This is a genomic window from Flavobacterium sp. 22659 (assembly GCF_052044235.1).
GTDB classification, from domain to species: Bacteria; Bacteroidota; Bacteroidia; order Flavobacteriales; family Flavobacteriaceae; genus Flavobacterium; species Flavobacterium johnsoniae.
The window spans coordinates 24,717-48,340 of record NZ_JBQEMU010000024.1 but is presented as its reverse complement, the minus strand read 5'-3'; the positions used below and the strand labels follow the sequence as shown (position 1 = coordinate 48,340).

Genomic DNA, 23,624 nt, shown 5'->3' with positions numbered 1-23,624 from the left:
TTCCCTTATCATAAAGAACGATTGTTCATAATAACAAAATTTATAATGAGAAAAGTAAAATTGTGTCTGACATTTATGTTGGCAGGATTAGTATTGCTAAGCTGCAACAACAAAAAAAGTAATTCTGAAGAGAAAAAAAATGAAACTGCTGTAATCGAAAAAAGAGAAATCTGGACAAAAGACCAGGCCAATAAATGGTACGCAGAACAGCCTTGGTTAGTGGGCGCAAATTATTATCCTAGCACAGCTGTAAATCAATTAGAGATGTGGCAGGAAGATACTTTTGACCCCAAAAGAATCGATCAGGAATTGGGCTGGGCAGAAAATTTAGGCATGAATGTAATGCGCGTTTACCTGCACGATTTATTGCACAAGCAAGATGCAGAAGGACTTTACAAACGTATGGATCAGTTTCTTGAAATTGCAGACAAACATCACATTAAAACCCTTTTCGTTTTATTTGATTCCTGCTGGGATCCGTTTCCTGCTTTAGGAAAACAGCGCGCTCCAAAACCATTCAAACACAATTCAGGCTGGGTGCAGAGTCCGGGACAAAAAGTACTGCAGGATTCTACACAATATCCTCGTTTAGAGAAATATGTAAAAGAAACGGTTGCCAAATTTAAAGATGACAAACGTATTCTGGGCTGGGACGTTTGGAACGAGCCGGATAATATGACAGGACCTTCTTATGAAAAAGTAGAAATCAAAAACAAAGTCGATTTAGTTCTGCCTCTTTTAAAAAATGTTTTTGTGTGGGCAAGAGAAAGCAATCCTTCACAGCCTTTAACTTCTGGAGTTTGGGTTGGAGACTGGAGCGATGAAGCGAAAATGAAACCAATGCACAAAATGCAGATTGAACAATCAGATGTAGTTTCTTTTCACAACTACAATACACCACAAGATTTCGAAAAAGTAATCAAACAATTACAGCGTTACGGAAAACCTTTATTGTGTACAGAATATATGGCTAGACCAAACGGAAGTACTTTCGAAGGATTTTTACCAGTAGCCAGAAAATACAATGTGGGCATAATTAACTGGGGATTTGTTGACGGAAAAACACAAACCAAATATGCCTGGGACAGCTGGACGAAAGAATACAGTTCAGAGCCAAAATTATGGTTTCACGAAGTATTACACACAGACGGGACACCATACATAAAAGCTGAAACAGATTTGATTAAAAAAATGACAGCAGAAGCGAATAAGAAATAGATGGTTAGACTTCTTAGATTTTTAGAAAGTTAGATTTTTTGCCACAGATTTCACAGACTAAAATGATTAACATCTGTGGCAGAAAAATTAAACACATAGAAACATAGATTTTATTATTTTTTTTTAAGGGTATAGAAAAAGCTCGCTTTCACACATAGCTATGTGTATTTTAATAAATGAAATGCCTTTGCAGACAAAGTAAAGCTATGTCTCTATGTGTTTAAAAAATCATTTTAATCTGTGGAATCTGTGGCAAAAACATTTTAATTTTTAGCAACATGAAAAAAAATACAATAAAACAGCTCTTTTTTCTGCTGGTAATTTTGGCTGGATTTTCTGCGAAAGCGCAACAGCCAGATCCGCCGGGACAAGTTAAGGGAAATGAAAAACCAAAAAACGAAGCCTATCTTTTTGCGCACATGACGCACAACGATTACGGCAGATTGTATTATTCTGTAAGTTTAGACGGTTTACATTGGGAAAACCTCAACAGCGGAAAACGCGTTTTTGAAGATTACAAAGGACATCCCGATATTTGCAAAGGACCAGACGGGAAATATTACATCGCAGGAAATACAGGCGACGATGCTAAAAGCATTAACATCTGGGTTTCGGATGATTTAATTACCTGGAAAAAACATTCAGATTATACACCGGATTTAAAAAGCACGCCTGATTATTCTAATGCTTTACAGCGAATTGGTGCTCCAAAATTATATTACGACAAAGATTCAGAAAAGTTTATCATGACGTGGCATACGCCGCATCTTGAAGGAACAAAAGAAGACGGAGAACGTTATTGGGCAAGTCAAAGAACTTTATATGTTTTGTCGAAAGATTTAAAAACTTTTGAAGGAACACCAAATCGTTTATTCGACTGGGATATGGGAACCATTGATGTTTTTATTCGTAAAGTCGGCGATTCTTATTATGCCATAATTAAAGACGAAACCTACCCAACTTTATATTGGACAACCGGAAAAACCATCCGAATTGCCAAATCAAAAAATCTTTTAGGACCTTATTCTTTGCCCCAGCAGTCTATCAGTCCAAACTTTAGAGAAGCGCCAATGCTGATTCCTTCTCCAGATGACAAAATATGGTACATGTATTACGAACAATATCCGGGAGTTTCCTACGGATTATCAATTGCAGATAACCTAAACGGACCTTGGTACCAAGCCTCAGGTTACACTTTTTTCTCAGATTGGGATAAATACAGTCTTCCGGAAAAAGTACGCCACGGCTGCATGATTACAATCTCTAAAAAAGAATACGACAGTTTGGTGAAAAAGTTCAAAAAATAATGGTGAATTGTGAATTATCAATTGTGAATCATTAACAATTTACCATTAACAATTCACAATTAAAGATACGGTTAGTTAAGTTAGTTTAAGTGTTTGAAGAAGTTACCAGACTTATGTGGATATAAGTCTGGTAATTCATTTTGATTTAGAAGAATCACGGCATTTTTTGTTATCAAAAAGTGCCTAAAATATATAAAGCATGAAAAGAAAAAGTATCCTTTTTTTAGCCTTGTTATCCATGTTTGCAGTAAATGCGCAATGGAAACCTCAGGGAGATAAAATCAAAACAAAATGGGCAGAACAAGTTGATGCAAAGAAACCGCTGCCAGAATATCCCCGTCCGATTATGGAGCGCAGCCAATGGAAAAATCTAAATGGTTTATGGAATTATGCCATTCAGGAATTTGGCAAAACTGCGCCTTCAAAATATGACGGGCAGATTCTGGTTCCGTTTGCTGCAGAATCAAGTCTGTCTGGTGTGATGAAAGAAGTCGGTGCAAAAAATGAACTTTGGTACGAAACTAATTTTTCGATTGAATCAGGCTGGAACGGCAAAAATATTCTTTTACATTTTGGCGCTGTTGACTGGAAAACAGAAGTTTTTGTAAACGACATCAAAGTAGGTTCACATACAGGCGGATACACTCCATTTTCATTTGATATTACGCCATTTATTCAAAAAGGAAAAAATCAAAAACTAGTCGTTAAAGTTTGGGATCCATCAAACGACGGACCTCAGCCAAGAGGAAAACAAGTTAAAAATCCAGAAGGAATTTGGTATACGCCTGTTACTGGAATCTGGCAGACCGTTTGGATTGAGCCAGTAAACGCTAAAAATATTACAGAACTAAAAATAACACCAAATATTGACCAAAATACAATCAGCATTAAGGCAGATATAAACGGAGCAGAAAAAGGAGATTTAGTTGAAATTTCTGTTTTTGACGGTGGTAAAGAAATTGCAAAAGAAAAAGCTGTTGTTGGCGAAAGCAACGATATTGTTTTGAATAACCCAAAATTATGGTCGCCTGAAAGTCCGTTTTTATATCAGACTAAAGTTCGTTTAATCAGCAAAAATAAAGTGGTTGATGAGGTGAAAAGTTATTTTGCGATGCGAAAAATTTCATCTAAACGAGATGAAAACGGAATCATGAGAATGCAGTTAAACAATAAAGATTATTTTCAATTCGGACCTTTAGACCAAGGCTGGTGGCCAGACGGATTATACACTGCACCAACTGATGAAGCTTTAAAATACGATATTATTAAAACCAAAGAATTAGGCTTTAATATGATTCGTAAACACGTAAAAGTAGAACCGGAACGCTGGTATACGCATTGTGATCAATTAGGAATTTTGGTTTGGCAGGACATGCCAAGCGGAGATGATCAGCCGATTTGGCAAAACACAAAATATTTTACCGGAACAGAATTACAGCGTTCGGCAAAATCAGAAGAAATCTACAGAAAAGAATGGAAAGAAATTATGGATCATTTGTATTCCTATCCAAGTATTGTGGTTTGGGTTCCGTTTAACGAAGCCTGGGGACAATTCAAAACCGTAGAAATTACAGAATGGACTAAAAATCACGATTCAAGCCGATTAACAAATTCGTCAAGCGGCGGGAATCATTTTCAAACCGGAGATATTTTAGATTTACACAATTATCCCGGACCGGAAATGTATTTGTATGATGCCAGAAGAGTTACTGTTTTAGGCGAATACGGCGGAATTGGTCTTCCGCTGGAAGGGCATTTATGGAGAGCAAATGACAATTGGGGTTACGTTAAATTTAAAAATGAAGCTGAAGTAACGGCAGAATATATCAAGTATGCTAAAATTTTAAAAAATTATGTAAAAACAGGATTTTCAGCCGCAGTTTACACGCAGACAACCGATGTTGAAGGAGAAGTAAACGGTTTCATGACCTACGACAGAAAAGTAGATAAAATGGATTTCAAAGCCGTAAATAACATAAATTCTGAAGTTATAAATACTTTGAATCATTAAATAGTGATTTGTTTTTAAACACATAGAGACATAGATATTTTTATCTTAAAAAAGTGGAAGTAAAAGAAACTAGTTTCTACATATAGTTGTACAGAGGTACTGTAAAAAGTATTTTTTCAAGACCATGGAAAGCTATGTTTGTTTAAGAAAAATGAAATGCCTTTTTACAGACAAAGAAAAACTATGTCTCTATGTGTTTTAAAAATCACGCCAACAATAAAAAAACTAAAAATGAAAAAATACCTTATACTTTTTCTGTTCACAATTATAAGTTTTGCGCAGCAAAAAACATTTACAAACCCAATTCTTCCAGCGGGTGCAGACCCATACAGCACCTATTACAAAGGCTATTATTATTACACCAATACATTGGGGAATAAACTGGTTTTATGGAAAACAAAAGACTTGTCTGATATTAAAAATGCGGAAAGTAAAGTAATCTGGACACCGCCCCAAAACACCAATTATTCGGCTGAAATCTGGGCACCGGAGTTTCATATCATCAACGGAAAATGGTATTGTTATTTTGCAGCAGATAATGGCGACAACAATACGCACCGTATGTATGTTTTAGAAAACAAATCCTCAGATCCGTTTAAAGGAAAATTTGAATTTAAAGGAAAAATTGCTGCTAAAACCGATAAATGGGCAATCGACGGAAATGTCTTCGAACATAAAAAGCAACTCTATATGATTTGGGCCGGATGGGAAGGCGACACAAACGGACAGCAGAATATTTACATCGCTAAAATGAAAAATCCGCTTGAAATTGAAGGCGACCGCTTTATGATTTCTGCACCAACAAATGACTGGGAAACGCACGGAGCGCTGCATGATGATGTAAATCCGCCTCAGGTAAACGTAAACGAAGGCCCACAGTTTTTAGAAAGAAACGGTAAAATTTTTATCGTGTTTTCGGCAAGCGGATGCTGGACAGATTTTTACGCTTTAGGATTATTAACATTTAACGGAGGTGATAATTTATTAGATGCCAATGCTTGGAAAAAATCTCCTGAACCCATCTTCAAACAATCAGATAAAAACAAGGTGTATGCGCCAGGACATAATTCATTTTTTAAATCTCCAGATGGAAAAGAAGATTGGATTTTGTATCACGCCAACTCAAATCCGGGCGAAGGATGCGGTAATAAAAGATCGCCAAGAATGCAGAAAATTGATTGGGATGCTAACGGATTTCCAGTTTTGGGAGAACCGGTAAGTGAAGAAACCAAACTGGCAATTCCTTCAAAATAATACAAACATTTTAAAATTCACAAAATGAAAAATATCCAAATAACAGCTGTCGTTTTACTGGCGCTTTTTCAGTTTAATTGTAAGGAAAATAAAAAAGAAAACACTTCAAAAGAAACTGCTGCAATACAATCAGATTCAACAAAAGCTGTTTTACAAACTAAAAATTTCGATACCATAATCGACGGAAAAAAAGTTGGTTTATACTGGATCGAAAACAAAGGTATTAAAGCCGCTTTTACCAATTACGGCGGAAGATTAATCGGACTTTGGATAAACGATAAAAACGGGAAACCAACCGATGTTGTGGTGGGAATGAACAGTGCGAAAGGTTTTAAAACCTCAACAGAACCTTATTTTGGAGCAACGATTGGAAGAGTTGGAAACCGAATTGGAAAAGGAAAATTTACATTAGAAGGAAAACAATATCAAGTTCCGTTAAACAATGGGAAAAATGCCTTGCATGGCGGTGTAAAAGGTTTTCAGGATGTAGTTTGGAATGTTGAAAAAACAAATGGAAATACTCTGGTTTTTACCTATGTTTCACCAGACGGCGAACAAGGTTTTCCAGGGAATTTATCTGTAAAAGTTACTTATACGATTACTGATGATAATTCGGTTCAAATGGAATATGAAGCAACTACAGATAAAACAACAATTGTCAATTTAACCAATCATGCTTTTTTTAATTTAAATGGAGAAGGAAGCGGTACAATCTTAAATCACGAATTACAAATTTATGCCAACAAATTTACTCCTGTTGATGAAGGTTTGATTCCAAGTGGTGAATTAAAGCCAGTAAAAAATACGCCTTTTGATTTTACTTCAAAACATACCATTGGCGAAAGAATCGAAACCAAAGATGAACAGTTGAAATTTGGAAAAGGCTACGACCACAATTACGTTTTAAACGGAACTAAGAAAAACGGATTAAATCATGCTGCAACAATTTCTGGTGATAAATCGGGAATCACGCTTGATATTTTTACACAAGAACCGGGATTACAGTTTTACAGCGGGAATTTCATGCAGTCAAAAAACACCTTTAAAAGTGGTGCAAAAGACGATTTTAGAACTGCTTTTGCTTTAGAAACACAGCATTTTCCAGACGCGCCAAGTCAGCCAAAATTTGCTCCGATTGTTTTAAAACCCGGAGAAAAATATCATACAGTTTCTTATTATCAGTTTTCTGTAAAAAAGTAGTTTAACCGCAAAGTTTTTTTACCGCAAAGAGCGCTAAGAATTACGCAAAGGTCGCAAAGTTTTTTTCTCACTTTTGTCACCCTGAGCGAAGTCGAAGGAACCCAAAGTAATTCCTTATTTTTTTTTTACTCTTGCGCCCTTTGCGTAATTCCTTGCGCTCTTTGCGGTTAAAAAAGCATTTAAAACATAAAACATGAAAAAAATACTATCAGTAATAACATTATTCTGTGTTTTTACAGCTTGCTCACAAGAAAAAAGCACAGATAAACCAAAAGAAGTAAAATCGAATACCATCTTACTGGCCGATCCAACTATATTTTACAACAAAGGAACCTATTATTTATACGGAACCACAACAGGAGATTTTCCCAACGGTGAAGGATTTCAGGTATATACCTCAACAGATTTAAAAGACTGGAAAGGTCCAAATGGCGCTCAGAGCGGTCTGGCTTTAAAAAAAGGAGATGCTTTTGGTGACAAAGGTTTCTGGGCACCGCAGATACTTTCGTATCAAAATAAATTTTACATGATTTACACTGCAAATGAAAATATTGCAGTCGCAGTAAGTGACAGTCCGCTTGGGCCGTTTAAAAGCGAATCAAAAGAACCAATTATCAAAACCGGAAACCAAATCGATCCGTTCATTTTTATTGATGAAGATGGAAAAAAATATTTATATCATGTGCGTTTAACTAACGGAAACCGAATTTTCGCAGCAGAAATCAATGACGATTTTCAAAGTATAAAACCAGAAACTTTAACTGAATGTATTTCGGGAATTTTGCCTTGGGAAAACACACAAAATGTAAGCTGGCCGGTTACAGAAGGCCCGACAGTTTTAAAACACAACGGTTTGTATTACATGATTTATTCGGCAAATGATTTCAGAAATATAGATTATGCTGTAGGTTACGCGACCAGTAAAAGTCCGCTTGGACCTTGGGAAAAAGCAGCAGACAGCCCAATCATCAGCAGAAAAAACACCAAACAAAACGGAATTGGCCACGGTGATGTTTTTTGGGATAAAAACAACAAAATGCATTATGTACTGCATACACATTTTAGCGAAAGCGGTGTTTCACCAAGAAAAGCCGGAATTATTTCAATTGAATTTAAAGACGGGAAAATTGTGGCTGATCCTGCAAGTTTTCAGTTCTTAAATGTGAAATAAGTTTTTTTTATTTCAGGTTTCAAGTTCCGGGTTTTTAACCTGAAATTTGAAACCTGATTTTTTTTACAGCATACACTTAACAATTCAAAATCGTTGTTGGTCGAAATAATAACATTTAGAATAGTAATTTACATTAATATTGTGTTGTTCCTATTTTATTAATACGTTATGAATCACCATACGATGAAAAACATTTTTCTTTTCTTGTGTTCTCTATGTATCACAATTTCTGCAAACAGTCAAAATACTGTAAAAGCTCCGGAACCTTTTGGTCCGCTTCCTACACAAAAACAACTGGACTGGCAGGAAATGGAATTTTATGCTTTTGTACATTTTTCATTAAATACATTTACCAATAAAGAATGGGGTTACGGAGACGAATCTCCAGCTTTGTTTAACCCGACAAATTTAGACGTTCGCCAATGGGCGCGTATTGTAAAAGCGGCCGGAATGAAAGGAATTATTTTGGTAGCCAAACATCACGACGGATTTTGTTTATGGCCTTCGGCATATACAGAACGTTCTGTGAAGAATTCTCCGTGGAAAAACGGAAAAGGTGATTTGGTTAAAGAATTGGCAGAAGCCTGTAAAGAATACGATTTAAAATTAGGATTATATCTTTCTCCCTGGGACAGAAACCGTGCAGATTATGGCAAGCCGGAATATATTACCTATTTCAGAAACCAGCTGAAAGAATTATTGACCAATTACGGAGATGTTTTTGAAATGTGGTTTGACGGTGCAAACGGCGGTGACGGTTATTATGGCGGAGCCAATGAAACGAGAAAAATCAATACACTTGAATATTACAATTGGGATGAAACCTATAAATTAATCTACAAAACTGCACCAAAAACTTTGGTTTGGGGCGTAGGCCCTTCTGAAGCAAGATGGATTGGAAATGAAGAAGGCCGTGCCGGAAAAACAAACTGGTCGCTTTTGCGCCAAAAAGATGAGTTGGCCGGAAAAGTACATTATACCGAATTTATGTCGGGGCATGAAGACGGAGAAAAATGGGTTCCCGGCGAAGCCGATGTTTCGATCAGACCGGGATGGTTTTATCATTCAGTTGAAGATGATAAAGTACGTCCGCTGGATGAAATGGTCGATATTTATTACGAATCAATTGGGCGAAATGCCACTTTATTATTAAATCTTCCGGTTGACAAGAGAGGTTTGGTTCACGAAAATGACGAAGCCCGATTAAAAGAATTGGTAGCGACTGTAAAAGCTGATTTTAAAACCGAATTATTACCTAAAACAAAAATTACAGCTGAGAATGTTAGAGGCAGCAGCGAAACATTTGCAGGAAAAAATGCTGTCGACGGAAATAAAAATACGTATTGGGCAACAGATGATAATGTAAAAACCGCTTCAATAACTTTTGAATTTGATAAACCTACAGACATAAACCGAATTCTACTTCAGGAATATATTGCACTTGGGCAGCGTGTAAAAGCTTTTAATGTTGAGGTTAAAGTAGATGGAAACTGGAAAACTGCTGCAAACGAAACGACAATTGGTTACAAAAGAATTCTAAGAATCGACCGGGTTAAAGCATCGGCATTAAGAATCAATATCACAGATTCAAAAGCAAACATTGTTATTTCAAATATTCAGGCTTACAATGCACCAACTTTTGTGCGTATGCCGGAAATCAGCCGTGATAAAAACGGCGATGTTACGATTAAATCTCAAGATGGAAATCCTGTTTATTATTCGCTTGACGGAAAAAATCCAACGAAAAAAAGCACCTTATATAAAGGAGTATTTCGGGTTAATAAAGCGGTTACCATAAAAGCTGTAGCAATTGATGCTGTAGAAAATATTAGCAGCGCAGTAAAAACGGCAAAATACGGCGCATCAAAAGAAAACTGGAAAATAGTTTCGGCTTCAAGCGGAGATTTAAAATCAGCTGATCGTGTTATCGACGGAAACCCAGATACCGATTGGAGTTTTGGTAATGATCAAAACAAACTTCCACAGGAAATAATTATAGATATGGGAAGCCTTTTAAACTTAAACGGATTTACTTATATACCGCAGCAAGTAGGAAACAATCTTAATTTAATTTCAAATTATGAATTCTACACAAGCACTGATAATGTAAACTGGACATTGCAGTCTCAAGGTGAATTTTCGAATATTAAACACAACCCAATCGAACAGATTAAGACTTTCAAAAAAGCCAAAGCGAGATATATTCGTTTTGTTGCCAAGTCAGCAGTGGCAAAGGGATCTACTGTTTCTATTGCAGAATTAAATGTTATCGAAACATTATAATTGCCTTTTGAATTGTAAACTTTTTGGTTAAAGTTTCAAATTTTGTCCTATAGCGAAGGTAACAGGTTATTAGTCGAATTTTTGATTATTTACATTATGTAATATTTAATTTTATACTAAATAATTAGAACAACAGGCAAATGATTAAAGAAAGTATAAATTTCAAAGAAGCAGGAAAGTTTGAAGAAACGCGTTTTGAAAAGATACACAATGTAATTTTTGATTCGTCTAAAGAAGCTTCAATTTTAGTCGCTCAGGAAATAGCCAATATAATTCAGAGAAAAGAAGAATTAAACGAACCTTGTGTTTTAGGTTTGGCAACAGGATCTTCTCCTATAAAAGTATACGAAGAATTAGTTCGTCTTCATAAAGAAGAAGGCTTAAGCTTTGCAAATGTGGTAACTTTCAACTTAGATGAGTATTATCCAATGGATAAAAACGACATTCAGAGTTATTGGTACTTTATGCATGAGCACCTATTTAATCATGTTAATATTCCGCCTCAAAATATCAATATTCCTGACGGAAGCATCAGCAATGAAGACCTTCAGCAATATTGCATCGATTATGAAATGAAAATCAAAGCTTACGGCGGATTGGATTTTCAACTTCTTGGAATTGGAAGAACGGGACATATCGGATTCAACGAACCGGGATCCCACGTAAATTCAGGAACCAGAAGCATTACATTAGATCACTTAACACGTGTTGATGCTGCATCATCATTTTTAGGAATTGATAATGTGCCTAGAAAAGCGATTACAATGGGAATTGGCACCGTAAAAAATGCCAAAAGAATTGTACTTCTTGGATGGGGAATCAGCAAAGCAGATATTATAAAGAAAACAATCGAAGGTGAAATTTCATCTCGAGTTCCGGCAACGTATTTACAACAGCACAACAACACAACTTTTGTTTTAGATACCGAAGCTTCATCAGAATTAACTCGAGTAAAAACGCCTTGGTTAGTAAAATCTGTAATCTGGACAGACGAATTAAAATTGAAAGCAGTGGCTTGGTTAAGTGAATTAACTAAAAAGCCTTTCTTAAAACTGACTGACAAAGATTACAACGATAACGGAATGTCTAGCGTTTTGACAGAAGAAGGAACTGCATACAATTTGAATATTAAAATGTTCAACAAAATGCAGCAGACTATCACAGGATGGCCGGGAGGAAAACCAAATGCAGATGATACCTACAGACCAGAACGTGCAACTCCGGAAAGAAAAAGAATTATCATTTTTAGTCCGCACCCAGATGATGACGTTATCTCAATGGGAGGAACTTTTGACAGATTGGTAGAGCAGGGACATGATGTTCATATTGCATACCAGACTTCTGGAAATATTGCGGTTTCGAATCAGGAAGCTTTAAAGTTTGCTGAAATTACAAAAGCATTAAATGCTGATTCTGTTACGGCAGAGACTATTATTGACTTTTTGAAAAACAAAAAAAGCAATGATATCGATTCATTAGAAGTAAGAAAGCTGAAAGGTTTAATTAGAAGAAGTGAATCATTAGCAGCAACAAGATATTTAGGCTTGCCGGATTCTAATGTAAATTTCCTTGATCTTCCTTTTTATGAAACAGGAACGGTAAAGAAAAATAATCTTGGTGAGGCAGATATCGAAATTATGTGTGATATCATCGAAAGAATAAAACCTCATCAAATCTACGCAGCAGGAGATTTAGCAGATCCGCACGGAACACACAAAGTGTGTCTGGATAGTTTGTTTGAAGCTTTGAAACGATTGAAACACAAGAGTTTTATGGATGACTGCTGGGTTTGGCTGTACAGAGGTGCTTGGCACGAATGGGAAACCTACCAAATTGAAATGGCGGTTCCAATGAGTCCGGATCAGGTGCTTAAAAAACGTCACGCGATTTTCTATCACCAGTCTCAAAAAGACGGTGTAATGTTCCAGGGTGATGACAGCAGAGAATTCTGGATTAGAGCAGAAGACAGAAATAGATTAACTGCAGAAAAATATCACGCTCTAGGTTTAGCTGACTATTCAGCAATTGAAGCCTTCAAGCGATATTTCTTCTAAGAAAATCTTTAAAATATAATAAACTATTTTCATGTGGTTTATTTGGTTAGTTACCAAGTTTTGAAATGCAGCCGTGGTTGGCTGCATTTTTTTTGTTTTTATACGACGACGTAGTTTAACCGCAAAGAGCGCTAAGGTTTACGCAAAGAACACAAAGTTTTTTTTGCTTGGTGAAAAAAAAGAATATAAAAAAGTTCGCAAAGCTTTGTGAATAAACTTTGCGAACCTTGCGTAAACCTTAGCGCTCTTTGCGGTTAAATACTATATAGAAGAATTTAAAATTCTCTGTTTTACATGATCGATATACGATCTTCCAATCACATATCGAAGTCCTTCAATTTCAATGCTGTTTCCTTCAACTGCGTCGATTTTGTCGATTGCAATGGTATAGGATCTGTGGATTCTCAGGAAGTTTTTTTCTGGCAGTAAATCTGTAAAGTCAGATAATGTGCTGTGAATAATATATTTACCTGTAGTGGTGTTGATTTTTAAATAATCTTTAAGGCTTTCGATAACCAAAATTTCGTTGAAGAAAATTTTCTTCATTCTCTTTTTGTCAATCTTTACGAAAATAAAAGGGCTGTCTGGATTGTTTTCCTGCGGAGAAGCGGCCTTGTTTTCTAACCTCTTGCTGATTTTATTGAGCGTTTTCATTAATCTTGGAAATTCGATTGGTTTTACCAGATAATCTAAAACGTCCAATTCATAAGTTTCAATTGCAAACTGACTATAGGCGCTTGTAATTACTAATAAAGGCGGATTTTCGAGACTTTTTATAAAATTAATTCCGTCAAGAACCGGCATGTTTATATCCAGAAAAATAACATCGACTTTGTTATTTTTCAAAAAATTCAAGCCTTCAATCGGGTTACTGAAAGTATTTATTACCTCAAAATTTTCAAGCGGCTCTAAGTAATTTTTAATAACATTGATTGCCAATGGCTCGTCGTCAATAATCAAACATTTTATTCTCATTTCTATAATCTTAGTTATTTGAGCGAAATAATTTAGCAGGTAAACTTATATACGAGGAAAAATGGTATTAGGATACTTTAATCACCAGCTTTACGACAAAAATATCTTTTTTATTTTTAAATGAAAGCTTATAGTCACTTTTATTATAACCTAATTCCAGTCTTTTTTTAACATTTTCAATCCCTATACCACTTGACTTGTTAAAATTATCATGATGCTGCGTAATTTCTGGCGTTGGATTTGAAATTGAAAAGTATAGAAAATCATCTTTTACCTTAAATTTAATATCAATTTTTACTTTTCCTGTGTTTTTATTTACGCCGTGTTTAAAAGCATTTTCAATAAAAGTCAGTAAAATCACCGGAGAAATCTCTTTATCATGAATATCTCCCGAAACTTCCATGTTTACTTCCAGACGTTCGTCATTTCTAATTCGCTCCAGATCAAGGTAATTTTGAATACACAAAATTTCGTTTTCTAAACTCTGTTTTTTTCCGCTTGTGTCATAAAGCATGTAACGCATCAGTTCAGAAAGTTTTAAAACAATCTTTGGTGTTTTATTCGATTTTTCGACAGATAAAGAATAAATGTTATTTAATGTATTGAAGAAAAAGTGCGGCGAAATTTGAGATTTCAGGAAAAGCAGTTCTGTTTCTAATTGTGATTTCTCTAAATCAGTTACTCTTTTTTGTTCCTTTAAAAAGTCTAAAGTGATTTTGATTGCTGTAACAAAAGTCATTACATACAATTCACCCATCATCATATCAATCGTGTAATTCAGTGTTAATTTGTCGATTGTTTGAGGGCCTTCGGGCCATACTTCATGTGTGATTAAAAGATAAGTAAGGTTGAATTTTATCAATACCATAACAAAAATGGCAGATAAAACCGCAAGTACATACAAAACATATTTTTTTCGGTACACCAGATACGGCATAAAAATCAGGATATTCAAATAACAAAGTGTCATGTGAATAGGAAATCCAAGTAAGTTGGTTTTGATCGAATACCAGTAATCGTTAAAATAGCTTCCCCACCTAAAAGTATTAAATAAGAAATAAGTCAGCCAAAAAACTACATGATAATACAAAGGTACGCGGTATAATTTATTAGAATTGAAATTCATAATATGAGTGTGTTTTGTGACTTTTTTTGATGTTTATCTAAGTTTATATGTTGTCCGTCTAAATAAGTTTTAATAAAAAGTCAGTTTATATAAATTTAAAGTTAAATTAAGGTTGTTTTATATGAAGAAAATTTTCGTGCCTGCTTTATTTGTAATTCTGGTTACAAGTTGTAAAATAAAGTCATACAAAAATAATAATCAAGAAAATATTTTTGTAAGCCATGTTGATCCTTTTATTGGGACAGGTGGACACGGCCATACGTATCCTGGAGCGACAGTTCCTTTTGGAATGTTACAAGTAAGTCCTGATAACGGAATCTCAAGCTGGGATTGGTGTTCAGGCTATCATTACTCAGATTCTATTGTTTCTGGTTTCAGTCATTTGCACTTAAGCGGAACCGGAATTGGCGATTTGGCGGACATTTTATTTATGCCGACAAACAAAAAAGTCGATTTAACAGCTAAAACAACATCACGCGATCAATTACCATATAAATCATTATACAGTCATGCTAACGAAAAAGCAGCACCAGGTTCTTACCAGGTTTTTCTTGAGGATCCTAAGATCAATGTAGAATTAACTTCTTCACAAAGAACAGCTTATCACAAATATACATTTGCTAAAAATGACAAACAATCTGTTGTAGTCGATTTAGGATTTGCTATTAATTGGGATAAAGCTTTAAAGACAGAAATTAAAATTGAAGACGAATATACTATAAGTGGTTATCGTTATAGTATGGGCTGGGCAAAAAATCAGAAAGTATTTTTTGTGGCTAAGTTTTCTAAACCTATTTCTGAGTCAGTTTTAATTGCTGATAAACAAATTGTTAATGGTGAAAAAGCTGACGGAGAAAATACTTCGGCACAATTATTTTTTGATTCGAAAAACTCCGATCAGCTTTTTGTAAAAGTGGCACTTTCATCTGTAAGTACGGCGAATGCTAAAGAAAATTTAGACGGAGAAAAAGCCAATTTCGACAATACAAAATCAGAAGCTTCTTCTGTTTGGAATAAAGCATTAAGTAAAATTAAAGTTGAAACACCAGTAGATTCGTTAAAAACGATTTTCTATACTGCGATGTATCACGCACAAGTTGCCCCTGTAACCTATAGTGATAAAAACGGTCAATTTAGGAGAGAGGATGATCAAATTGTTACAGCAAAAGATTATACCGCTTATTCGACCTTATCACTATGGGATACTTTTAGAGCCGAAAATCCATTATTGACTCTGCTGGCGCCAGATAAAGCTTCAGATATTGTAAACTCAATGTTAGCGTATTACGATACCAAAAAAATATTACCGGTTTGGACACTATACGCCAATGAAACGAATACAATGACAGGTTACCATTCCATTCCGGTAATTGTTGACGCATATTTAAAAGGAATAAAAGGTTTTGATGCCGAAAAAGCTTTCGAAGCTATGAAAACTACGATGATGCAGGACGAACGTGGTTTAAATTTCTACAAAAAATACGGTTATATACCTTATAATTTATTAGACGAATCAGTTACAATTACTCTGGAATATGCTTATGACGATTGGTGCGTGGCCCAAATGGCAAAAGCTTTAGGAAAAAATGCCGATTACGAATTTTTCTTAAAACGTTCTCAGGCATACCAATATTTATTTGATCCGAAAACAGGATTCATGAGAGGAAAATCTGAAGACGGGAAATCATGGAACGAGCCTTTCGATCCAAAACATTCGAATCACAGAGAACATACAGATTATACCGAAGGAAATGCATGGCAGCACAGCTGGTTTGTACCTCATAATGTAGAAGATTTTATTAAACTTCACGGAAGCACTGAAGTATTTACGAAACGCTTAGAGCAGTTATTTACAGAGAGTTCAGAAATTACGGGAAACAATGTTTCGGCAGATATTTCAGGATTAATTGGGCAGTATGCACACGGAAACGAGCCAAGCCACCATATTGCGTATATGTTCAATCATGCAGGCCAGCCTTGGAGAACACAATATTGGGTTCGTCATATTCTTGATACGCAATATAATACAACACCAAACGGATTAAGCGGTAATGAAGACTGCGGACAAATGTCTGCATGGTATGTTTTTAGTTCAATGGGATTATATCCTATGAATCCGGCTTCTGGCGAATACGAAATTGGAAGTCCGATTTTTGAAAAAGCAACTATCAATCTTGAAAAAGGGAAAACGTTTGTAATTGAAGCTGAGAATGTTTCAGACAAAAACTTTTATATCCAGTCGGCGACTTTAAACGGAGTCGAATTCAATCAAACAGCAATTACACATCAACAGATTTTAAAAGGCGGGGTTTTACATTTTGTAATGGGATCGCAGCCAAATAAAAGCTGGGGAACAAAAAAATAAACAAAACAAAAAACAAAACTAACCTACTAACAAAAAAAATTAAATGGATATTATTGACGTATCGATAATCGTAGCTTACATTCTGCTCTCGGTGAGTATCGGAATTTGGATTTCAAGAAAAGCAAAACAAGGATTAGATGATTATTTTCTTGGAGGAAAAACAATCAAATGGTATTTTTTAGGTCTAAGTAACGGATCTGGAATGTTTGATGTTTCCGGAACTTCCTGGATGATTGGCGTACTTTTTCTGTATGGTGTAAAAAGCTTTATGTTCATGTGGTTGTGGCCAATCTGGAACCAGATTTTTGTAATGATGTTCCTTGCGGTCTGGATTAGAAGATCAAAAGTAATGACAGGTTCTGAGTGGATTTTAACCCGTTTTGGAAGTGACAGAGCCGGAAAAGCATCGCATATTATTGTGGCTATTTTTGCTATTATTTCTACAATTGGTTTTATCGCTTATTTCTTTGAAGGAATTGGAAAATTTGTAACCATTATTCTTCCGTGGGATTTAACGCTTCATTACGGAGATATGATTTTATTGACTTCTGAACGTTCTTATGCGTTGTTAATCATCTTTTTAACTACAATTTATACTGTAAAAGGCGGGATGTTCTCGGTAGTAGCGACAGAAGTGGTGCAATATTTAATTATGATTGTAGCCGGAGTTTTAATTGCCGGATATGCATTTATTAATTATACTGATATTCAGATTAATTCGATTATTACGCCAGAATGGAAAAATGTTTTCTTTGGCTGGCAGTTTGAAACCCAATGGAGTGATAAATTCCAAACCTTCAATAATTTAATTGATTCTGAAGGTTATAAAATGTTTGGCGCTTTCATCGGGATGACATTGTTTAAAGGGTTTTTTGCGAGTGTTGCCGGGCCAACGCCAAGTTATGATTTACAAAGAGTTCTTTCTACAAAATCGGTTAAAGAAGCTGCTTATATGAGTGGTTTCACAAACTTAATTTTATTCATTCCTAGATATTTATTAATTACAGGAATCGTAGTAATTGCGCTGGTAAACTTAGCTCCAGAATTAAATGCAAATACTGGTTTAACCGGAGCCGATCTGGAATTATTAATGCCAAAAGTGGTCAATTTATATATCCCGGTTGGAATTAAAGGAATTCTTTTAGCAGGTTTATTAGCCGCTTTTATGTCTGGATTCTCAGCTTTCGTAAATGCTGGACCGGCTTATATCGTAAACGATATTTATAAAAAATACTTTAAACCAGTTGCATCTAATGCACATTATATTAAAGTAAGTCAGATTTCTTCTTTCCTTGTAGTTGGTTTAGGTGTTTTTATGGGATTCTTTGCAGACTCAATCAACTCTTTAACCCTTTGGATTACAAGTGCTTTGTACGGAGGTTATGTAGCAGCCAATTTCCTAAAATGGATTTGGTGGCGTTTTAATGGCTGGGGGTATTTCTGGGGAATGTTCGCCGGATTAATTGTCGCTTCATTACAATTTGCTTTGGGTCAGGCCAAAGGAAGTTTAACCGAAGGTTCATTCTTATATGATTTAGCACAAGTACAGGCAATTTATTTGTTTCCGTTAATATTTGGTTTCTCAATTTTAGGATGTCTGTTAGGAACGTTCTTAAGTAAACCAACGGATATGGAAGTTTTAAAATCATTCTATTCAAATGTTAGACCTTGGGGATTCTGGGGCCCGGTTTATAAACAATTAAAAGTTGAAGACTATACTTTCGAGAAAAATAATGATTTCTGGAGAGATATGATGAACTGCGCAATTGGAATTATCTGGCAGTCAAGTATGATTCTGCTTCCAATATTCTTCATCATCAGAGATTATCCAAAAGCAATTACGGCTTTGATTGTGTTTTTAGTAACGACTACGATATTGAAGTTTACGTGGTTAGATAAGGTTAGAAAAATTGAAGATTAGATAAGACATACAGTTTGTCATTTCGAGGAACGAGAAATCGCACACGAAACTCGACAAAGATTGACGATTTAGATTGCGGAATTTCTAGTGCGATTTCTCGTTCCTCGAAATGACAAGATTGAGAAAAAAATTAAACACATAGAAACATAGGTTTAAGTGTGTATAAAAAAGAATACAAAAAGAAACTAGTTTCTAACACATAGCTATGATTTTTAATGCAAGTGAAACGCCTTTAAGCGATTTTCAAAAACTATGTTCCTATGTGTTTAGTAAATGACAAAAGTGAGAGAATAAAACAAACAATAAAAAACAAAAAAAAATGAGCAGTATTCCTTGGCAAGACAGACCCGAAAACAGTAAAGATGTGATGTGGAGATATTCTGAAAATCCAATTATCGACAGATATGCAATACCGTCATCAAACAGTATTTTTAATAGTGCTGTAGTTCCTTTTGAAGATGGTTATGCGGGAGTTTTCAGATGTGATAACAAAGCGGTTCAAATGAATATTTTTGCCGGCTTTAGTAAAAACGGAATCGATTGGGACATTAACCACGAACCAATCGTAATGCAGTCTGGTAATACAGACATGATCGAATCTGCTTACAAATACGATCCACGTGTGGTTTTCATCGAAGACCGTTACTGGATTACATGGTGTAATGGTTACAACGGACCAACTATTGGTATTGGATATACTTTTGACTTTAAAGAGTTTTTTCAATGCGAAAATGCCTTTTTACCATTCAACAGAAACGGAGTTTTATTCCCTCAAAAAATAAACGGAAAATACGCCATGTTAAGTCGTCCAAGTGATAACGGACATACGCCGTTTGGAGATATCTGGATCAGCTACAGCCCGGATATGAAATATTGGGGAGAACACCGTTTGGTAATGAAACCAAGTCCATTTGAGCAAAGCGCCTGGCAGTGTACAAAAGTAGGAGCAGGACCCATTCCTATTTTAACAAACGAAGGCTGGCTGATGATCTATCACGGAGTTATCAATACCTGCAACGGTTTCCGTTATGCAATGGGTTCTGCACTTCTGGATGTTGATTCACCAGACAAAGTAAAATACAGAACACAGCCTTATTTATTAGGTCCAGCAGAAATTTATGAAATGGTAGGAGACGTGCCAAACGTAGTTTTTCCATGTGCCGCTTTACACGATACAGAGGAAGATAAACTGGCTGTTTATTACGGTGCAGCCGATACTGCTGTAGCCATTGCATTTGGTAAATTAAGTGAAGTAATTCAGTTTACAAAAGATAACAGTTTATAGAAAAAGCATGCGTTTAAAATTCCAATGGTTAACAGTTGTTTTAGTTTCTCTTTCGGCGGCAGGTTTTGCGCAGTCAAAGAAAAATACGATTATTCCTAAAACATACGTCGCGGCAAAAACAACATCTCCAATAACAATAGACGGAGACGAATCTGACGCTTCATGGAGCAGAGCAGAATGGACAGATCTTTTTGAGGATATAGAAAATGACGTTAAGCCAAAATATGCAACAAAAGTTAAAATGCTGTGGGACGAAACCAATTTTTATATATTAGCAAAGATTGACGAACCGCACGTTTGGGCCAATTTAAAGCAGCGAGATACCATTATTTTTTACAACAATGACTTTGAAGTTTTTATAGATCCCGACAGCGATACTTTTAACTATTACGAATTAGAAATAAACGCCTTGAACACTGCTTGGGATCTATTTTTATCAAAACCTTACAGAGAAAATGATCTCGTGGTTTTAAACGACTGGAATCTTACAGGTTTAAAATCAGCAGTAAAAATTCATGGAACACTTAATAACCCCAATGATGTAGATCAGGGATGGGTTTTAGAAATGGCGATTCCGTGGGCAGCTTACAAAACCTCTTATTTCGATCAAAACGTACCTGCAGATAAATTTTGGAGAGTCAATTTTTCCAGAGTCAACTGGCAGCATTCACTTATTGACGGCAAATACGAACGCAAAAAAGATGCTGACGGAAAATTTCTGCCAGAGTACAACTGGGTTTGGTCGCCAATGGGCGTAATCAATATGCATGAACCCGAAAAATGGGGCTATGTTTATTTTTCATCCAAAGAAGGAAAAGATAACTTTACCATTCCGCAGGATGAAAAAGTAAAATGGGAACTTTACAATTTATACAGAGCCCAAAAAGAATATTTCCAAAAGAATAAAATCTGGGCAAAATCAATGGCGAATCTAACAAAAGAAGTGATAAGCATTGATAATAAAATTTTAAAACCTATTTTAGAAAACCATTCCAGCGGTTATAATATTTCAGTAAAAAGTCCATTTTCTAATGAAACATTTATTATAAGGCAGGACGGGAAAATAATAACAAAATAAACCACACTATGAAACTACCAAAAACATTACTTCTTTTATTGGCAATTACCATTTTTTCCTGCGCCAAAAAAGAAGAACCAGCTGCAGCATTTAAATTTGGAGTCTGGACAACCGCAGATGCTAAAAAATCAGATGCAGATTACACTAAAGAATTCAAAAAATACAAAGACGGCGGTATCGACGAAGTATTAATCAATACAACAACAGACCCGCAGCTTTTAAAAAGATTAGTGCCTCTTGCCACTAAAGAAGGCTTAAAAGTTCACGCCTGGATTATGGCGATGAACAGACCCGGAGATTCAGTTGCGTTACAGCACCCGGAATGGTATCAGGTAAGTAAAGAAGGAAAATCATGCTTTGACAATCGTCCTTATGTCGATTACTACCAATGGTTATGCCCAACCAGAAAAGAATCTAGAGAACACGTTTTACATTTAGTTGAAGAACTGGCAAAAGTAGAAGGAATCGAAAGTGTTCACTTAGATTATATTCGTTTCCCGGACATCTTTTTACCAATCAGTTTACTGCCAAAATACAACTTGGTTCAGGATGTAGAATTACCACAATTCGATTTTTGTTATTGTGACGAATGTGTAAAAGCATTCGAAAAAATCCACCATAAAAACCCAAAAGAAAGCCACAACACTTCTATCGATATGGAGTGGAAAAACTTCCGTTTAAATGCCATAAGAGCTGTTGTTGACGATGCTTATAAAATTGCACACAAACACAACAAACAATTAACAGCTGCTGTATTTCCTTACCCTGAAATGGCAGATCACATGGTGCGCCAGCGTTGGGACAAATGGAATATTGACGAAGTATATCCAATGATTTACCACAGCTTTTACAATGAAGAAATTGACTGGGTTGGTTATGCTACAAAACAAGGTGTAGAAGATCTAGAAGATAAGAAAACGAAAATCAATACAGGAATTTATATTCCGGGCTTGAAAAACGATGCAGAATTGAAACAAGCTATTTTAGAAGCAAAAGAGAATGGAGCGGTTGGAGTTTCATTTTTTGACGGAAATGCATTGTCTGAAAGTAACTTAAAGACAATCAAAGAAACAAAAGCAAGTTTAAAATAATATTTTTAAACACATAGTAGCATAGGTTCTTAAGTGTGTATAAAAAGAATACAAAAGAAACAAGTTTCTAATATATAGCTATGTTTGCTAATGAAAGTGAAACGTCTTTATTTAGTTTCCAAAACTATGTTTCTATGTGTTTAAATAAATTAAGATAAAAGTAAGCAGCATGTCAAATAGAAGAGATTTTATCAAAAAAGCAGCTTTAGGCGCAGCAGCCGTAAGTTCAGTAGGATTTAGCGGATTTGCAAAAGAGAAAGAAGATGAAAAAGAAGGCGCATTAGAATTTCCTTCAAAAAAAGTAAAAAAACCGGTTGTTATTTCGACATGGAACCACGGTTTACCTGCGAATAAAGAGACCTGGAAAGAATTAAAAGCCGGAAAATCTGCCTTAGACGCGATTGAAGCCGGTATGAAAATTCCTGAAGCAGATCCGAATGTCCGCAGTGTTGGTTATGGAGGATATCCGGATCGCGAAGGAAAAGTAACTCTTGATGCCTGTATTATGGACCACAACAGCAACTGCGGTTCGGTTTGTTTTTTACAAGGTATTATGCATCCTATTTCTGTAGCCAAAAGAGTATTGCAAAATACGCCTCACGTAATGCTTGCCGGACAAGGCGCATTGCAGTTTGCTTTATCAGAAGGTTTTAAAGAAGAAAATTTACTAACTCCGGAATCTGAAAAAGACTGGAAAAAATGGCTGGAAGATTCTAAATACAAACCAGTTATTAATATAGAAAATCACGATACCATAAGCATGCTAATGTTGGATCAAGACGGAAATCTTTCGGGAGGGTGTACCACCAGTGGTGCTGCCTGGAAGATGCACGGCCGCGTCGGTGACTCCCCAATAATCGGCGCGGGTCTTTTTCTGGATAACGAAGTAGGCGCTGCCGCAGCTACAGGTTTGGGCGAAGCTGTAATTAGAACAGCTGGAAGTGCCATGGTTGTAGAATTAATGCGTCAGGGAAAATCGCCTTATGATGCCTGCAAAGAAATCACAGAGCGTATTTACAACAAACACAAAAACCACAAAGACATGGAGTATCTGCAGGTTGGATTTATTGCCTTAAATAAAAACGGCGAATATGCAGGTTACAGTTTGAGATCTGGTTTTAATTATGCCGTTTCTGATGATGAAAAGGGACACAGAATGGAAGACGCTAAATTTAAAATGTCGTGGGATAAATAGACCTGTTTGTCATTTCGACGAAGGAGAAATGACAAACGTAACTCGACAAAGATTGGCGATTAAAATTTGAAGCACATAGAAATAGATTTT

16 protein-coding genes are annotated in these 23,624 nt (G+C 35.7%); 14 read left to right on the top strand and 2 right to left on the bottom strand.

Annotated elements, in window-relative coordinates:
- Positions 1–45 precede the first annotated feature (45 nt).
- The 8 genes from ACTJIW_RS20045 (at position 46) to nagB (ending at position 12,498) form a co-directional block, all read left to right on the top strand.
- Entirely contained in the window at positions 46–1,218 is a 1,173-nt protein-coding gene (locus ACTJIW_RS20045; protein WP_440716829.1) for a 1,4-beta-xylanase, read from the top strand.
- 278 nt (positions 1,219–1,496) lie between these two features.
- The gene (locus ACTJIW_RS20040) at positions 1,497–2,525 is read left to right on the top strand and encodes a glycoside hydrolase family 43 protein (protein WP_121362017.1); all 1,029 of its coding nucleotides are present in this window, start codon (positions 1,497–1,499) and stop codon (positions 2,523–2,525) included.
- A gap of 199 nt (positions 2,526–2,724) precedes the next feature.
- Complete coding sequence (locus ACTJIW_RS20035; protein ID WP_440716828.1) at positions 2,725–4,536, top strand: glycoside hydrolase family 2 protein; 1,812 nt, start codon at positions 2,725–2,727, stop codon at positions 4,534–4,536.
- Between the two features lie 231 nt (positions 4,537–4,767).
- The gene (locus tag ACTJIW_RS20030) at positions 4,768–5,790 is read left to right on the top strand and encodes a glycoside hydrolase family 43 protein (RefSeq protein WP_440716827.1); all 1,023 of its coding nucleotides are present in this window, start codon (positions 4,768–4,770) and stop codon (positions 5,788–5,790) included.
- Between the two features lie 24 nt (positions 5,791–5,814).
- Complete coding sequence (locus tag ACTJIW_RS20025; RefSeq protein WP_440716826.1) at positions 5,815–6,990, top strand: aldose epimerase family protein; 1,176 nt, start codon at positions 5,815–5,817, stop codon at positions 6,988–6,990.
- A gap of 193 nt (positions 6,991–7,183) precedes the next feature.
- The gene (locus tag ACTJIW_RS20020) at positions 7,184–8,161 is read left to right on the top strand and encodes a glycoside hydrolase family 43 protein (protein WP_440716825.1); all 978 of its coding nucleotides are present in this window, start codon (positions 7,184–7,186) and stop codon (positions 8,159–8,161) included.
- 183 nt (positions 8,162–8,344) lie between these two features.
- Positions 8,345–10,444 carry an alpha-L-fucosidase gene (locus ACTJIW_RS20015; RefSeq protein ID WP_440716824.1) on the top strand — a complete coding sequence of 700 codons (2,100 nt, stop codon included), beginning with the start codon at positions 8,345–8,347 and terminating at the stop codon, positions 10,442–10,444.
- A 140-nt stretch (positions 10,445–10,584) separates the two neighbouring features.
- Positions 10,585–12,498, top strand: coding sequence for a glucosamine-6-phosphate deaminase (gene nagB / locus ACTJIW_RS20010; protein WP_012024100.1), 1,914 nt, complete (start codon positions 10,585–10,587; stop codon positions 12,496–12,498).
- 261 nt (positions 12,499–12,759) lie between these two features.
- Here nagB and ACTJIW_RS20005 read toward each other — a convergent pair whose 3' ends face one another.
- Together ACTJIW_RS20005 and ACTJIW_RS20000 are read right to left on the bottom strand one after the other, a co-directional pair.
- On the bottom strand, positions 12,760–13,473 hold the full coding sequence (locus ACTJIW_RS20005) for a LytR/AlgR family response regulator transcription factor (RefSeq protein WP_440716823.1): 714 nt from the start codon (positions 13,471–13,473) through the stop codon (positions 12,760–12,762).
- Between the two features lie 67 nt (positions 13,474–13,540).
- On the bottom strand, positions 13,541–14,599 hold the full coding sequence (locus ACTJIW_RS20000) for a sensor histidine kinase (RefSeq protein ID WP_440716822.1): 1,059 nt from the start codon (positions 14,597–14,599) through the stop codon (positions 13,541–13,543).
- Positions 14,600–14,720: 121 nt separating this feature from the next.
- On the opposite strand from ACTJIW_RS20000, the gene ACTJIW_RS19995 reads away from it, so the two are divergent.
- The 6 genes from ACTJIW_RS19995 to ACTJIW_RS19970 all read left to right on the top strand — a co-directional run bounded on the left by ACTJIW_RS19995 (position 14,721) and on the right by ACTJIW_RS19970 (position 23,534).
- The gene (locus ACTJIW_RS19995) at positions 14,721–16,964 is read left to right on the top strand and encodes a GH92 family glycosyl hydrolase (RefSeq protein WP_440716821.1); all 2,244 of its coding nucleotides are present in this window, start codon (positions 14,721–14,723) and stop codon (positions 16,962–16,964) included.
- 43 nt (positions 16,965–17,007) lie between these two features.
- A complete protein-coding gene (locus ACTJIW_RS19990) occupies positions 17,008–18,885 on the top strand; it encodes a sodium:solute symporter family protein (protein ID WP_149208251.1) in 1,878 nt (625 codons plus the stop codon).
- A gap of 319 nt (positions 18,886–19,204) precedes the next feature.
- Positions 19,205–20,170 carry a glycoside hydrolase family 130 protein gene (locus ACTJIW_RS19985; protein WP_274252623.1) on the top strand — a complete coding sequence of 322 codons (966 nt, stop codon included), beginning with the start codon at positions 19,205–19,207 and terminating at the stop codon, positions 20,168–20,170.
- Positions 20,171–20,177: 7 nt separating this feature from the next.
- Positions 20,178–21,248: a carbohydrate-binding family 9-like protein gene (locus tag ACTJIW_RS19980; RefSeq protein ID WP_440716820.1), complete on the top strand. Its 1,071-nt coding sequence runs from the start codon at positions 20,178–20,180 to the stop codon at positions 21,246–21,248.
- Between the two features lie 8 nt (positions 21,249–21,256).
- Positions 21,257–22,339, top strand: coding sequence for a putative glycoside hydrolase (locus ACTJIW_RS19975; protein WP_149208249.1), 1,083 nt, complete (start codon positions 21,257–21,259; stop codon positions 22,337–22,339).
- Between the two features lie 169 nt (positions 22,340–22,508).
- A complete protein-coding gene (locus ACTJIW_RS19970; RefSeq protein ID WP_012024108.1) occupies positions 22,509–23,534 on the top strand; it encodes an isoaspartyl peptidase/L-asparaginase family protein in 1,026 nt (341 codons plus the stop codon).
- Positions 23,535–23,624 lie beyond the last annotated feature (90 nt).